At 66.3% G+C, this 13,933-nt stretch carries 11 protein-coding genes and 1 pseudogene; 4 read left to right on the top strand and 8 right to left on the bottom strand.

Translation table 11 applies throughout. The annotated features are described in order from the left end of the window. Nucleotides 1-72: 72 nt before the first annotated feature. Entirely contained in the window at nucleotides 73-756 is a 684-nt protein-coding gene (locus tag CU_RS06630; RefSeq protein ID WP_012360562.1) for an MBL fold metallo-hydrolase, read from the bottom strand. Between the two features lie 69 nt (nucleotides 757-825). Continuing rightward, nucleotides 826-1,926 (bottom strand): S-(hydroxymethyl)mycothiol dehydrogenase, encoded by a 1,101-nt coding sequence (locus tag CU_RS06635; RefSeq protein ID WP_012360563.1) that lies wholly within the window; start codon nucleotides 1,924-1,926, stop codon nucleotides 826-828. A gap of 294 nt (nucleotides 1,927-2,220) precedes the next feature. On the opposite strand from CU_RS06635, the gene CU_RS06640 reads away from it, so the two are divergent. Next, on the top strand, nucleotides 2,221-2,550 hold the full coding sequence (locus tag CU_RS06640; RefSeq protein ID WP_012360564.1) for a hypothetical protein: 330 nt from the start codon (nucleotides 2,221-2,223) through the stop codon (nucleotides 2,548-2,550). Nucleotides 2,551-2,662: 112 nt separating this feature from the next. Here the strand turns inward: CU_RS06640 and dnaG are convergent, their stop codons facing one another. Continuing rightward, a complete protein-coding gene (dnaG, locus tag CU_RS06645; RefSeq protein WP_407919456.1) occupies nucleotides 2,663-4,666 on the bottom strand; it encodes a DNA primase in 2,004 nt (667 codons plus the stop codon). Between the two features lie 163 nt (nucleotides 4,667-4,829). Here dnaG and CU_RS06650 point away from each other — a divergent pair, with 163 nt between their 5' ends. Next, nucleotides 4,830-6,557: an FAD-dependent oxidoreductase gene (locus CU_RS06650; RefSeq protein WP_012360566.1), complete on the top strand. Its 1,728-nt coding sequence runs from the start codon at nucleotides 4,830-4,832 to the stop codon at nucleotides 6,555-6,557. A gap of 29 nt (nucleotides 6,558-6,586) precedes the next feature. Further along, nucleotides 6,587-7,090 (top strand): guanyl-specific ribonuclease, encoded by a 504-nt coding sequence (locus CU_RS06655; RefSeq protein WP_012360567.1) that lies wholly within the window; start codon nucleotides 6,587-6,589, stop codon nucleotides 7,088-7,090. Between the two features lie 13 nt (nucleotides 7,091-7,103). Here the strand turns inward: CU_RS06655 and CU_RS06660 are convergent, their stop codons facing one another. The 4 genes and pseudogenes from CU_RS06660 to CU_RS06675 all read right to left on the bottom strand — a co-directional run bounded on the left by CU_RS06660 (nucleotide 7,104) and on the right by CU_RS06675 (nucleotide 12,033). Further along, nucleotides 7,104-8,384 (bottom strand): deoxyguanosinetriphosphate triphosphohydrolase, encoded by a 1,281-nt coding sequence (locus tag CU_RS06660; protein WP_012360568.1) that lies wholly within the window; start codon nucleotides 8,382-8,384, stop codon nucleotides 7,104-7,106. 357 nt (nucleotides 8,385-8,741) lie between these two features. After that, nucleotides 8,742-10,082: pseudogene (locus CU_RS06665) on the bottom strand (FMN-binding glutamate synthase family protein); the annotation flags it as partial. Nucleotides 10,083-10,114: 32 nt separating this feature from the next. After that, nucleotides 10,115-10,654 (bottom strand): hypothetical protein, encoded by a 540-nt coding sequence (locus CU_RS06670; protein WP_012360570.1) that lies wholly within the window; start codon nucleotides 10,652-10,654, stop codon nucleotides 10,115-10,117. Next, nucleotides 10,654-12,033 carry a glycine--tRNA ligase gene (locus CU_RS06675; protein ID WP_012360571.1) on the bottom strand — a complete coding sequence of 460 codons (1,380 nt, stop codon included), beginning with the start codon at nucleotides 12,031-12,033 and terminating at the stop codon, nucleotides 10,654-10,656. Before CU_RS06675 ends, CU_RS06670 begins: the two co-directional genes overlap by 1 nt. Nucleotides 12,034-12,146: 113 nt before the next feature. Between CU_RS06675 and CU_RS06680 the strand changes: the two genes are divergently transcribed. After that, a complete protein-coding gene (locus CU_RS06680; protein ID WP_012360572.1) occupies nucleotides 12,147-12,692 on the top strand; it encodes a Fur family transcriptional regulator in 546 nt (181 codons plus the stop codon). Here the strand turns inward: CU_RS06680 and CU_RS06685 are convergent. After that, nucleotides 12,689-13,885, bottom strand: a complete 1,197-nt coding sequence (locus CU_RS06685; protein WP_012360573.1) for a VIT1/CCC1 transporter family protein — start codon at nucleotides 13,883-13,885, stop codon at nucleotides 12,689-12,691. The genes CU_RS06680 and CU_RS06685 overlap by 4 nt on opposite strands. Nucleotides 13,886-13,933 lie beyond the last annotated feature (48 nt).

Raw genomic sequence — 13,933 nt, forward strand, 5'->3', positions numbered from 1 at the left:
GCAAAAAAAGGGGCCGCGGGAAGAATCCCCACGGCCCCTCGACCAAGACCCCTGAGGCCCCGATCCAGCGCACTAGTAACCGCGCTTAATCCACTCGTCCAGGTGCGGGGCCTCGTCCCCGATGGTGGTGGAATCGCCGTGGCCGGTGAGCACCTTCGTCTCCGCCGGCAGTGTCAGCAGCTTCGTCTTGATCGACTCGATGATCGTGTCGAAGTCCGAGAAAGACCGCCCCGTCGCGCCCGGACCACCGTTGAACAGCGTGTCGCCGGAGAACAGCACGCCTGCGGCCGGGACGTAGAACACGCAGCAGCCCGGCGAGTGACCCGGGGTGTTCATCGTCTTCAGCTCCACGCCGCCGACCTCGAAGACGTCACCGTCGGCCAGTTCCTTCGGCTCCAGGTCCGGGTAGCTCTGATCCCAGAGCACGCGGTCCGCCGGGTGGACGTAGATGTCCGCGCCGAAGATCTGGGAAAGCTCCGGCGCCACGGTGATGTGGTCATTGTGCGCGTGGGTGCACAGGATGGCCTTGACCTCGCGGCCGTCGACCGCCTCCTGGATCGGGTCCAGTTCGTGGGCGGCGTCGATGATGTAGCACTCCTTGTCATCGCCGATGACCCAGATGTTGTTCTCCACGTCCCACTCGCCGCCATCCAGGGCGAAGGTGCCGTTGGTGATCACGCGGGTCACGCGCAGCTTCTCGCCTGCACCAGAGAGCTGACCTGGGGAAATAATGTCGGTGATCGCGTTATCGCTCATTGTTCTTCTCCTTCATTGGGGTGCCAGTACCCCGGCAACACAGCGCTGCGAACCCCGCAGCAAGGGGTTTTAAGAAAACTCCACCACGGAGCGCATGACCTCGCCGCCCCGCATCTTCTCGAAAGCGGCCTCCACGTCCGCGATGCCGATGCGCTCGTCCACGAAGCGGTCGAGCGGGAAACGGCCCTGGCGGTAGAGGTCGATATAGGTCGGGAAGTCCCGCTCCGGCAGGCAGTCGCCGTACCAGCTGGACTTCAGGGCGCCACCGCGGGAGAACACGTCCAGGAACGGCAGCTCCAGCGTCATCTCCGGGGTCGGCACGCCCACCAGCACCACGCGGCCAGCCAGGTCGCGGATGTAGAAGGCCTGCTTGAAGGTCTCCGGGACTCCCACCGCATCCACGGCGACGTCCACACCAAAACCGCCCGTGAGCTCCTGGACCTTTTCCACCAGCTCGTCGGTGGACAGGCCGCGGGAATTGATGGTGTGGGTCGCGCCGAATTCTTCCTTCGCGCGCGTGAGCTTATCCTCGGAGATATCGATCGCGATGATCGTGCTGGCTCCGGCGACCTCGGCACCAGCGACGGCAGCCATGCCCACGCCACCCAGGCCGATGACGGCGATGGACTCGCCGCGCTGGATCTCGCCAGTATTCACCGCCGCACCCAGGCCGGCCATCACGCCACAGCCCATCAGACCCGCAGCCGCCGGGTCCGCCTCCGGGTCCACCTTCGTGCACTGACGCTCGTGGACCAGCGTCTTCTCCGCGAACGCACCGATGCCCAGGGCGGGCTCCAGCTCGGTGCCGTCGGTCAGCGTCATCTTCTTCGAGGCGTTGAAGGTATCGAAGCAGTACTGTGGCTGGCCCTTCTTGCAGGCACGGCATTCGCCGCACACCGCGCGCCAGTTCAGCACCACATAATCGCCGACGGCGACGTGGGTGACGTCCTCACCGACCTCCGAGACCACACCCGCGGCCTCGTGGCCCAGCAGGAAGGGGTAGTCGTCCGTAATGCCGCCGTCGCGGTACGCGAGGTCGGTGTGGCACACACCGCAGGCCTGCACCTGCACAACCACATCATTCGCGCCCGGGGCGGGGATCTGAATATCCACCAGCTCCACCGGGTCGCCCTTGCCGCGCGAGACCACTGCCTTAACGCTCTGTGTCATGCTTTCCTCCTGCTGTATCTACGTTTCTGGCGCCACCGCTGCCACGTTCCGTCATTTTTAGGACGTCAAACCCGCAGCGTGGCGCTGACTTGCACTTTCCATCGTGGCATAATTTCCCACCTCGCGCCCCGCGGCGTACTTGCCGGTAGCATCTAAGCCCCCCGCGCTCGGGCGAAGCTGATTCCCGCGGCGGGGTTATGACGTAGACTAGGCTTTCACAGCTCCACCGCCGCCGACGAACATCCGGGCAGGCGGTGGCCGAGTGCACACCACGTTTGGGAGGGCTTGAACTTCATGATCCAGTTCGTTGTCGGGGCCGCAGCCGGCTATCTGATGGGAACCAAGGCCGGGCGTCGCCGTTACGAGCAGATCCGGCGCGGCTATGAGACCGCGATCAACTCTGAGGTCGCCCAGTCCGCGCTCCGTGCCAGCCGCAAGGCGCTGGCCAATCGCCTGGACCCGGACCCGCGCATGCACGAGGTGCGCGACCTGAACGCCAGCACCCGAAGCTCGCTGGCCGATGGTCACAGCATCGTCGAGCCGGACGACGCCCACCCCAATGACCGTCCGCTACGCTCCGCGTCCGAGTTCAAGCGCCCCCGCCCCCCCAAGAAGCCCCGCTAGGGCTCGCTAGAGCTAGGGTCTCGTCCCTCTTCCGCTGCTCGCCGGCCGCACCGTCGCCGGCGCTGACCCGCGGACGGGATGCCCGCCGTACAACCTATGAGCGGTGGGCGAATTAGTTGCCGAAGGTGAAATCCCCGTAGGCGTTGGCCCGCTCGTTGAGCGAGCGCCGGTACTTCTCCAGCGCGGTGAGGTCGGCGAAGGTGGCCATATAGGCCTCCTTGTCCTCGTCCGGCCGCATCCGCTGCATCTGCGCGCGCAGCTCAGCAACCTCGTTGCTCACCCAGCGTTCCTGCATCCGGGCCATGATCGCCGAGGCATAGTACGGCAGCCGCTCCTGCTGGCACTGCAGGTCCTCCACCGCGAGTTCCGAGACCACGGCCTGCCCCATCGCATCCGGCACGTTGTTACTCACCGCGTCCAGCCACCCCGAACCGGACTTGGCCTGGGCGGCACCACCAGCCGCGGCCATCGCATTGACGATCGCGATATACGTCGGGTGCAGGAAACTCTCCGGCGGCATGAGGTCGAAGATCTGCCCCGCCAGCTCCGGCTCCTGCAGCCCCAGCTTTAGGACTTCGCGGATACCCAGTAACAACTCGTCCTTCGGGTCCGGGCGCTCCATGCCCGCCACGACCCGCAGGTGACCGCCGGAATCCTCTCCGCCAGGAACACCGCCCTGGTTCGCCGCGCCCGGACCTGCCTGACCACCCTTCTCCGCGAGCCTTTCCCGGCGCGCCGCCCCGCGCTTGAGCTCCAGTTTCGGCTTCTCCGTCCGGCCGCGCCGGGCCTCCTCGCGCACCTGGGCCACGATGTCGTCCGGGTCGTCGAAACCCACCCAACCGGCGGCCTGGCGGGAGTACTCGTCGCGCAGGGCGTCGTCCTTAATCCCGGCGAGCACCGGGATGATCCGCCGCATCGCGTGGACACGGCCATCCACGGCGGCGGTGTCGTAACCCTCCAGCAGAGTGCGGATCACGAACTCGAACATGGGGATGCGGTTGGAGACCAGCTCCCGCACCGCCTCGTCGCCACGCTCCAGGCGGATATCGCAGGGATCCTGGCCGCCCGGAGCGACGGTGACATAGCTGCGGCCGGTGAACTGCTGATCACCCTCGAACGCACGCAGCGCGGCCTTCTGGCCGGCCTCGTCGCCGTCGAAGGTGTAGATGATCTCGCCGCGGAAGTAGCGGTCGTCCAGCATGAAGCGCCGCAGCATCGCCAGGTGCTCGGAGCCGAAGGCCGTGCCACAGGAGGCCACCGCCGTGTCCACTCCCGCGGCGTGCATGGCCATGACGTCCGTGTAGCCCTCCACCACCACGGCCTGGTGCTTCTGCGCGATGCTGCGCTTGGCTTGGTCGATACCGAAGAGCACCTTGGACTTCTTGTACAGCAAGGTCTCCGGGGTGTTCATGTACTTGCCCAGCTTGTCGTCCTCAAACAACTTACGGGCGCCAAAACCAATGACGTCACCTGCCACCGAACGGATCGGCCACAGCAGGCGGCGATGGAAACGGTCGATCGGCCCCTTGGATCCCATGCGGGATAGGCCAGCGGCCTCCAGCTCCTGGAACTCGAAGCCCTTGCGCAGCAGATGCTTGGTGAGGGTGTCCCAGCCGAGCGGGGCGTAGCCGCAGCCGAACTGATCCGCATGCTCCTGGGTGAAGCCGCGGTCGATGAGGAACTGACGGGCCACATCCGCACCCTGGACGTCCGAGGCGAACTGCTCCCGGTAGAACTCGAAGGCCGCCTTATTCGCCGCGACCAGTCGCTGGCGGGTGCCGGGCTTCTCCCGCCTCCCCGGGCCGCCGCCCTCGTAGTTAATGCGGTAACCGATGCGCTCGGCGACCTGCTCCACGGCCTCCGGGAAGGTCAGGTGCTCCATCTTCATGAGGAAGCTGAACACGTCCCCGCCCTCGCCGGTAGAGAAGCAGTGGAAGTAGCCCTTGTTCGGGCGGACGTGGAAGGACGGGGTCTTCTCATCCTTGAACGGGCTTAATCCCTTCATGGAATCGACGCCGCCGGGCGTGAGCTGGACGTACTCCCCCACGATCTCCTCGATCGGCGTTGCCTCGCGAATCGCCTCGATGTCCCGCTCCGGGATCCTGCCCTTAGCCATAAGGGACATGCTAATACACCCGGCAGATACGGGATGCGGCCGAGCGGAACGCCCATTCGCCAGACAAAACCGGGCCAGCTTTTTAACATAGGTTCCCTGACATACTTATTTGCCACGATGTTTACCCATCACGTGCACCACAGACCCGGGAAGGTAGGTCGCCATGACCGCAACCCACTACGACGTCCTCATCATCGGCTCCGGCTTCGGCGGCTCCGTCACCGCCCTACGCCTCGTCGAGAAGGGATACAAGGTCGGTGTCCTCGAGGCCGGCAAGCGCTACGCGGACAAGGACTTCGCGAAGAACTCCTGGCACCTCAAGCAGTTCCTCTGGGCACCCGTGATCGGCTGCTACGGCATCCAGCGCATCCACCTGCTGCGCAACGTCATGATCCTCGCCGGCGCCGGTGTCGGCGGCGGTTCGCTGAACTACGCCAACACCCTCTACCAGCCCGAGGACGAGTACTTCCGCAATAAGCAGTGGGCACACATCACCGACTGGAAGGACGAGCTGACCCCCTACTACGACCAGGCACGCCGCATGCTGGGTGTGGTCACCAACCCCACCATGACCCCGGCGGACAAACTCTCGAAGCAGACCGCCGAGGAACTCGGCGTGGGCGATACCTTCCGCATGGCTCCGGTGGGCGTATTCTTCGGCGAAAAGGTGGGGCTGAACGGCAAGCCGAAACAGACCGTGGAGGACCCCTACTTCGGTGGCGCAGGCCCGCAGCGCACCGCCTGCCACGAGTGCGGCGAGTGCATGACCGGCTGCCGCCACGGGGCGAAGAACACCCTGCTGAAGAACTACCTCTACCTCGCCGAGAAGGGCGGGGCCGAGGTCCACCCGCTGACCACGGTCACCGACATCACCCGCAAACCGGGCGGCGGCTGGAACGTGGATACGAAGACCACGGGAGGCCTGCTGGGCAAGAAGAAGACCCGCCGATTCACCGCGGACAAGGTCGTCGTCGCCGCGGGTGCGTGGGGCACCCAGAACCTACTGCACCGGCAGAAGATCAACGGCAACCTACCGCAGCTGCCGGACTCCCTCGGCACGATGACCCGCACCAACTCCGAGGCCCTGCTCGGCGCGCAGTTCAAAAAGTACGACCCGGAGTGGGATTTCTCCGAGGGCGTGGCCATCACCTCCAGCTACTTCCCCGCCCCGGATACCCACATTGAACCAGTCCGCTACGGCAAGGGCTCGAACTCCATGGGCCTGCTGCAGACCCTCATGACCGACGGCGACAAACTGCGCCCCCGCGTGCTCGAGTTCCTCCGCCAGCTGGTTCTCCAGTTCCGCCAGATCCCTCGCCTGGTGAACCTGCGCCGCTGGTCGCAGCGCACGGTGATCAACCTGGTGATGCAGTCCCGCGATAACTCGCTGACCACCTACCCGCGCACGCTCGGGAAGTTCACCTGGCTGACCTCCAAGCAGGGCACCGGCGAGCCGAACCCCAGCTGGATCCCGGAGGGCAATAAGGCCACCCGCATCCTGGCCTCCCTGCGCAAGGGTGGCCTGGCAGGCGGGGTGTGGTCCGAGGTGGTCGACATCCCCCTGACCGCCCACTTCCTCGGCGGTTGTTCAATCTCCAGCTCCCCGGCCGACGGCGTGGTGGACCCCTATCACCGCGTGTGGGGGCTGCCGGATCTATTCGTGGTCGACGGCTCGTCCATGGCCGCCAACCCCGGCGTGAACCCTTCTCTGTCCATCACCGCCAACGCGGAGCGCGCCGCTGCGATGTGGCCGAATAAGGGCGAGGAGGACCCGCGGCCGGAGCAGTCCGAGGGCTATCAGCGCATCGAGGCCGTGGAGCCGGCCTCCCCGATGGTTCCTGCCACCGCCCCGGCCGCGCTGCGCCTGCCGATCACCCCGGTGGGCAACTAGCCCTACCCCGCCCGGTATAACTGGCTGTTATGGCGCAGAAGAACAACGGTCCTAAAGCTGGTAAGTACGGAACGGTCGGCGGCGTGGTCGTCGCCCTGGCGCTGGCCGGGGCGAGCCAACTCGGTCTCTTCGGCGATGACGATAACGCCGGCGGCGGCCAGGGTGGCAGCTCCCAGTCCGGGCAGTCCTCCAACGCTGCCCAGCAGAACCCGGGCGCGGATAGCGCTGCTGATTCCGAGTGCGCGGTGGACACCCTGCCGGAGGAGGCCCGGGAGCAGATCGAGGACATCCTCACCGGCGCCCCTTCCGACGACGGCCCGCACGACGGCAAGCACTTCGGCAACTACGAGGGCCTCCTACCGAAGGAGAAGTCCAGCTACTACCGCGAGTACACCGTCAAAACCCCGGGCCTGAACCACCGGGGCGAGCGCCGCCTCGTCGTCGGCGGTGGCACGGAGACCGACCCTAAGGTCTGGTACTACACCTCCGACCACTTCGAAAGCTTCTGCGAGATCCCCGACGCCGAGGATTAACGCGAAGAAACCACTATGCCCACGCTGCGCTGATACCGGCAGCGGAGGCGTCCAAGCGCTCCAGCCGAGATTCGGTGAGCGAGGCAACCTGGTCGATGACCACGCGTCGGCGCTCCACCTCGGTGGCCGCGTTCTCATACCAGAGCCGGAAGACCGGATCCAGCGCCCCGGCACCGCCACGGGCCAGGAACTCCGTGACGCGGAAGATGCGCTCCCGCTGGCGATCCTGCTCCGCTAGGTGCAGCTTCTCGTCCATCACATAGAGCACGGCGATGGACTTCAGCAGCGTGACCTCGGCCTTAACCTCCGCGGGAATGACCAGGTTCGCCGCATAGCGGCCCAGCGGTCCGGTGCCGTACTCCCGGCGGGTCGCCGTGACCACGGCCGTCACAAAGCGGCTGACCAACTCCGAGGTCATGGACTTCAGCGCGACCAGGTCCTGCAGGCTGTGGCGGAAGTCCGCGGCCCGGGAGACCACCGGCATCTGCCGCAGGCGATCCGCTGCGGCCAGCAGCTCCTCGGGCTCCCCGCCGAAGTGGTGCGCTCCCTTGTCCGCGAGCGCGGCCAGCTCCACCAGGTCCCACAGCACACCCAGGGTAATGCGCCCGGAGAGCATGCCATCCTCGACGTCGTGGACGGAGTAAGCAACATCGTCCGACCAGTCCATGATCTGTGCCTCCAGGCACTGCGCCCCCTCAGGCGCACCCTCCCGGATCCACTCCAGGATGTGCAGGTCGGACTCGTAGGCACTGTACTTGCGGCGCGGGGTGCCGTCCGGGGCGGTCGGTCCCCAGGGGTACTTGCACGCCGCATCCAGGGCGGCGCGGGTGAGGTTCAGCCCATAGGAGGTGCCGTCCTCCCCGAGGGTCTTCGGTTCAAGACGAGCCAGGATGCGCAGCGTCTGCGCGTTGCCCTCGAAGCCGCCGATGCTGGCCGCGGCCTCGTCCAGGGCCCGCTCGCCGTTGTGGCCATAGGGCGGGTGGCCGATGTCGTGGCTCAGCCCCGCCAGGTCCGCGAGGTCGGGATCCGCACCCAAGGTTTTGCCGATGCCGCGGGCAATCTGGGCGACCTCCAGGGAGTGCGTCAGCCGGGTACGCGGGGTATCCCCCGAGCCCGGCCCCACGACCTGCGTTTTATCAGCCAAGCGGCGCAGCGCTGCGGAGTGCAGGACGCGCGCCCGGTCGCGGTCGAAGTCCTCCCGGCCATCCGGGACCGATCCCTCCAGCCCCAGGGTCTTCGGTGCGACGCCATGACGGCGCGCGCAGTCGTGCTCCGTGTACTGATACCGCTGCATCTCGCGCTCCGTTAGTCCTGTCTCCGTCCCCGTGGGCTGCAGTACCCCGGTGGCTCGCACCGGCAGAACCACCCCAGCCCACGGGGCGTTTAGCCCCTAGATGCTGCCGACGTTGCCCTCGGCGAAGAAGTGGTGGCCCGGGCGGCGCACACGGCCCTGCACCGGCGGCAGCATCGAGTACTGGTCGTAGGTCGCGCGGTCGTAGTCACGCTGCCAGTCGTCCGGAGCCTTGCCTTCCAGCAGGCTGCCCGGCTCGAGCCACGGGTAGAGATCCTCATACGGGCGGGCCTGGGTCTGGTCCACGCGGCGCACCAGGTGGCCGGGTCCCAGCTGGCTGACGTCATGCAGACCCATGGCTCCCAGAATGCGAGTGGTGGACTTCAGCGTATTGCGGTGGTAGTTCGCCACACGCTCGGCCTTGCTGTCCACGTCCAGGCCGCGGGAGAGCCACGGGTTCTGGGTGGCCACACCAGTCGGGCAGGTATTGTCGTGGCACTTCTTGGCCTGGATGCAGCCGGCGGCCATCATCATGCCGCGGGCGGACATCGTGAAGTCCGCGCCGATCGCGAGGCGGCGGATGATGTCCGCACCGCCGACGACCTTGCCGGCAGCGCCGACGGCGACCTGGTCACGCAGACCCGTGCCCACCAGGGCATTGTGGACGATCATCAGACCCTCGGTCAGCGGGGTGCCCACACGGTCCAGGAACTCCAGCGGGGCCGCGCCCGTGCCGCCCTCGGCACCGTCGACGGTGATCCAATCCGGCGCGGTCTTCGCCTTGAGCATCGCCTTACACAGGGAGAGCACCTCGTGGCGGGAGCCCACGCAGAACTTGATGCCCACCGGCTTGCCATTGGCCAGGCGGCGCAGCTTCTTGACGAAGTGCATCAGCTCGAGCGGGGTGTCGAACTCGGAGTGCCACGCCGGGGAGAGGCAGTCCTGCCCCTCCTCGATGCCACGGGCCTCGGCGATCTCCGCGGTGACCTTGTGGCCCGGCAGCATGCCGCCCATGCCGGGCTTGGCACCCTGGCTGAGCTTGATGAGGATGCCCTTGACCTCCGGGTAGTTCGCCTTGACGCGGAACTGCTCCGGGTCGAAGTGGCCATCCTCGGTGCGGCAGCCGAAGTAGCTGGAGCCGATCTCCCAGATCAGGTCCGCGCCGTACTCCAGGTGGTACTTGGTCAGCCCACCCTCACCGGTTTCCTGGATGAAGCCGCCCATCGCCGCGCCCTTGTTCATGGCGAGCACGGCGTTGGCGGACAGGGAGCCGAAGGACATCGAGGAGATGTTGAACAGGGAGATGTCGTAGGGCTGGGTGCACTCCGGGCCGCCGAGGCGCACGAGTGGCGCATCGGTGCGGGCCGGCACCGGGTGGGTGGAGTGCAGCAGGTGGTCGCGGCCCGGCACAAAGAGGTCGCGCTGGGTACCGAAGGCCTCCTCCGCCGGGATGTTCTTGGCGTTCTGGTAGACCATCGTGCGGGTCACGCGGTCGAACGGGCGGCCGTCGGTGTTGGACTCGACGAAGTACTGCTGGATCTCCGGTCGGATGGATTCCATCAGCCAGCGGGCGCGGCCCAGGACCGGGTAGTTACGGCGAATAGCGTGCTTGGGCTGGACGATGTCCACCGCCGCGACAGCAGAGGCGGCCAGTGCCCCGTACTTCACCGCTTTACGGATGAGTTTGCGACCACTTGGCATTGATGATGCTCCTTAAGAATTTTATTCTTCGGCTAGGTGGTGAACCAGACGACAATCGCGATGACCACGCAAATAGCCAGCGCCATCGTCAACATCCCCGTGGTTCGAATCACTCGAGTTTCCAGGGTACGCCGGGCAACCCAGGATACGAAGACCTGGACATCCAGCGGCAGCTTCTCCCCCGGCCCTTCGAACTCCACGTGGAGGTTGCGCAGGCCCCGGTTGTCGGAACTGTACTGCCCCGCCTTCTCGCCATCGATGTCGAGGACGAAGTTGCGGCGGGATTCAGCGATGATTCCGATTTCGTGGCGGTCCGCGTTGATCGTCACCCGGTCCGCGGTGTGGAACTTATCGCTGTTCCCCTTCGCAGTCCAGGTGCCCGTCGGGGTCTCCGCCTGTGCCTCCGGTCCCTCGTCGGCGGTGAGCCGCCAGGTGTCGCCGCCGAAGCGGATGTGCTGCACCCCGCGCTCGTCGGCGAACTCCGCGATGCGGTCCATGTCATCCGCCGGGCCGGCGTAGATCGGGAAGGTGTGCCCGTCGCTGGGCACGCCCCATCGGATGTCGCTGTTCATTAGCAGCCAGCCAGGCGCTGTGCGAGGTAGCCCTCGAGCTCGTCGATGGAGACGCGCTCCTGCTCCATCGTGTCGCGCTCGCGGACGGTGACGGCGTTATCTTCCAGGGTGTCGAAGTCGACGGTCACGCAGTACGGGGTGCCGATCTCGTCCTGACGACGGTAGCGGCGCCCGATGGCACCGGAGGTGTCGTAGTCGATGTTCCACAGACCGCGCAGCTTGTCGGCGATCTTCTCCGCGGTCGGGGTCAGGGTCTCCTTCTTCGACAGCGGCAGGACGGCGACCTTCACCGGGGACAGGCGCGGGTCCAGCTTCAGGACGGTGCGGGTGTCCGTGCCGCCCTTAGCGTTCGGTACCTCCTCCTCGGTGTAGGCGTCGACGAGGAAGGCCATCAGGGAGCGGCCCAGGCCGGCGGCCGGCTCGATGACGTACGGGATCCAGCGCTCTTCCTTCTGCTGGTCGTAGTAGGACAGATCCTCGCCGGAGCCCTCGGAGTGGGTCTTCAGGTCGTAGTCCGTGCGGTTGGCGATGCCCTCGAGTTCGCCCCACTTGGAGCCGGTGAAGTGGAAGGCGTACTCGACGTCCACGGTGCGCTTGGCGTAGTGGGACAGCTCGTCCTCGGTGTGCTCGCGCAGGCGCAGGTTCTCGCGGTCAATACCCAGGTTGACGTACCAGTTCAGGCGCTGCTCGATCCAGTACTCCTGCCACTCCTCGTCGGTGCCCGGCTCGACGAAGAACTCCATCTCCATCTGCTCGAACTCGCGGGTACGGAAGATGAAGTTGCCCGGGGTGATCTCGTTGCGGAAGGACTTACCGATCTGGGCGATACCGAACGGTGGCTTCTGGCGGGAGGAGTTCATGACGTTCTTGAACTGCGTGAAGATACCCTGTGCGGTCTCCGGACGCAGGTAGGCCAGGCCTTCCTTATCGTCGACCGGGCCCAGGTAGGTCTTCATCAGGCCGGAGAAGGCGCGCGGCTCGGTCCACTTGCCCGGCTGGCCGGTCTCCGGGTCGTTGATGTCGGCCAGGCCGTTTGCCGGCGGGTGGCCGTGCTTCTCCTCGTAGGCCTCCAGCAGGTGGTCGGCGCGGTAGCGCTTGTGGGTGTAGAGGGACTCGACCAGTGGGTCGGTGAAGACGTCCACGTGGCCGGAGACCTCCCACACGCGGCGCGGGAGGATGACGGAGCTGTCCAGGCCGACGACGTCGCCGCGGCTGGTCACCATTGAGCGCCACCACTGGCGCTTGATGTTCTCCTTGAGCTCCACGCCCAGCGGGCCGTAATCCCACGCAGAGCGGGTACCGCCGTAAATCTCACCACAGGGGTAAACCAGGCCGCGGCGCTTCGCGAGGTTGACAACGGCATCTACTTTTCCTGCCATGCTGGGACGCTCTCCTTTAAAAACGAACTCTGCTCTGCAATTTCTTGCACTGTTGCGCGACGTGCATTCCTGGGCACCAGGGCAGTCGCTTACCACAGGCCATCTTAACCGATATGGCAATTCGGTGTTTCAGTGCGCCCCCTCCCCCCGCAGCACCGAATCACGGGCCCGCTATTGACAACTTATTGAAAACCAGCGCCGGCAGGGCTAGGCTTCAATTCATGGTCAGCAAGAACTCCACCGGTGGAATCAGCATCGGTCAACGCAACACCCGGCAGCGCGCGGCGGTCGTCGCCATGCTCGAACAGGTTGAGGAGTTTGCCAGCGCCCAGGACATCCACGCGCGCCTCGTCGCGGCGGGCGAGAAGGTCGGACTCACCACGGTCTACCGCACCCTGCAGCAGATGTCCGCGATGGGGGCGATCGACACTCTCAACAACGAGTCCGGGGAAACCCTCTACCGGCGCTGCGCCATGGATACTCACCACCATCACCTAGTGTGCAACGACTGCCGCACCACCGTGGAAATCGACGGCGGCCCAGTTGAAGACTGGGCCCGTGACGTCGCCAAGAAGTACGGCTTCCAGAAGACTGGCCACACCGCTGACGTCTTCGGCCTCTGCGCCGACTGCGCCGCCAAGAAGACCCAGAAGAACTAGACGCTGACGTCGAAGAGGGACCCCAGACCGTAGGTCACCGCAGCGGCGCCGGCGCCGATGGCCAGCTGACGGAACGCGCGCTTGGCCGGAGAGGCGCCGGAGAGAAGCCCCACGATCCCGCCGGTCAGCAGCAGCGCCAGGCCCACCAGCACGCAGGCGATCACCGCAGCGCTCAGACCGCCCGCGCCGAAGAGGTACGGCAGCACGGGCACGATCGCCCCCAGGGAGAACAGCAGGAAACTCGACACCGCAGCGGATACCGGAGAGCCCGTGGACTCCTCGTCCTCCGGGGCTGCCTCCGCCGAAGACTCGTGGGGAGGAGTTTCGTGGGCCGCAACCTCGTGATGCGCAGTCTCGTGGGGCAGCTCCACATCCACCGCAGGGGAGGAGAGGATCTCCTCGAAGACCCGCTGCGCCTTCGCCCGGGCCTCCTCTGGCGCCATGCCGCGGGCGCGGTAGACCAGCTCCAGCTCATTTTCCCGCACGTCCAGCTTGGGCACCGCTCCCGCCGTGTCTTTCGCCGGGGCGTTAGCCGCGAGCAACTCCTGCTGGCTGGACACCGACACATACTCGCCGGCCGCCATGGACAGCGCACCGGCAAGCAGCCCGGCGATACCGGTCACCAACACCACGTTGGAGGACGCGCCGGTGCCCACCATGCCGAGCACCAGGGCGAGGTTCGACACTAGCCCGTCGTTGGCCCCGAAGATCGCTGCCCGGAAGTCCCCCGACATCCGCGCCCGGCCACGCGCCGCCAGACCGCGGACAACCTCGGCGTGAATAGCCTCGTCCGCGAGGATGGAATCCGCCGCGTCAATGTCCGCCACCCCGCTGCGGCGTTCCTCCGCCGACTGCAGCAGAGCAAGCACGAACACCGAACCGAAGCGCTCCGCCAAGAAGGCGTGCATCCGGGTGCTGAAGCTGGCCCTCTGCGGCAGTCCAACGTACTCCCCCAACCGGGCGCGCCAATAGGCCTCATGCCGGGCTTCCGCCTCCGCCAAGCCCAGCAGGATCTCGCGCTCCTCCCCCGTCTTCTTGCGCGCCAGCTCGCGGTACACGGCCCCCTCTGCCCGCTCGTCAGCGAGATAGCGCCGCCACGTGGCGATCTGCTTCTTGGTCGGCTGCTCCACTGGTTGCTCAGCCGGCAGCCCGTCAGGCTGCTCGTTGGGCCGCTGATCCGGCTGATCAACCACGAACCATCACGCCTTCCTCACGCCGCGGCGGCGACGTCGTAAAAAATC

Source organism: Corynebacterium urealyticum DSM 7109 (genome assembly GCF_000069945.1).
Taxonomy (GTDB): domain Bacteria; phylum Actinomycetota; class Actinomycetes; order Mycobacteriales; family Mycobacteriaceae; genus Corynebacterium; species Corynebacterium urealyticum.

Coding starts and splice junctions, on each gene's coding strand:
- CU_RS06630 (WP_012360562.1), bottom strand. CDS start 756: ATGAGCGATAACGCGATCACCGACATTATTTCCCCAGGTCAGCTCTCT.
- CU_RS06680 (WP_012360572.1), top strand. CDS start 12,147: ATGGCAATTCGGTGTTTCAGTGCGCCCCCTCCCCCCGCAGCACCGAAT.
- CU_RS06660 (WP_012360568.1), bottom strand. CDS start 8,384: ATGCAGCGGTATCAGTACACGGAGCACGACTGCGCGCGCCGTCATGGC.
- CU_RS06650 (WP_012360566.1), top strand. CDS start 4,830: ATGACCGCAACCCACTACGACGTCCTCATCATCGGCTCCGGCTTCGGC.
- dnaG (WP_407919456.1), bottom strand. CDS start 4,666: ATGGCTAAGGGCAGGATCCCGGAGCGGGACATCGAGGCGATTCGCGAG.
- CU_RS06640 (WP_012360564.1), top strand. CDS start 2,221: ATGATCCAGTTCGTTGTCGGGGCCGCAGCCGGCTATCTGATGGGAACC.
- CU_RS06675 (WP_012360571.1), bottom strand. CDS start 12,033: ATGGCAGGAAAAGTAGATGCCGTTGTCAACCTCGCGAAGCGCCGCGGC.
- CU_RS06655 (WP_012360567.1), top strand. CDS start 6,587: ATGGCGCAGAAGAACAACGGTCCTAAAGCTGGTAAGTACGGAACGGTC.
- CU_RS06635 (WP_012360563.1), bottom strand. CDS start 1,926: ATGACACAGAGCGTTAAGGCAGTGGTCTCGCGCGGCAAGGGCGACCCG.
- CU_RS06670 (WP_012360570.1), bottom strand. CDS start 10,654: ATGAACAGCGACATCCGATGGGGCGTGCCCAGCGACGGGCACACCTTC.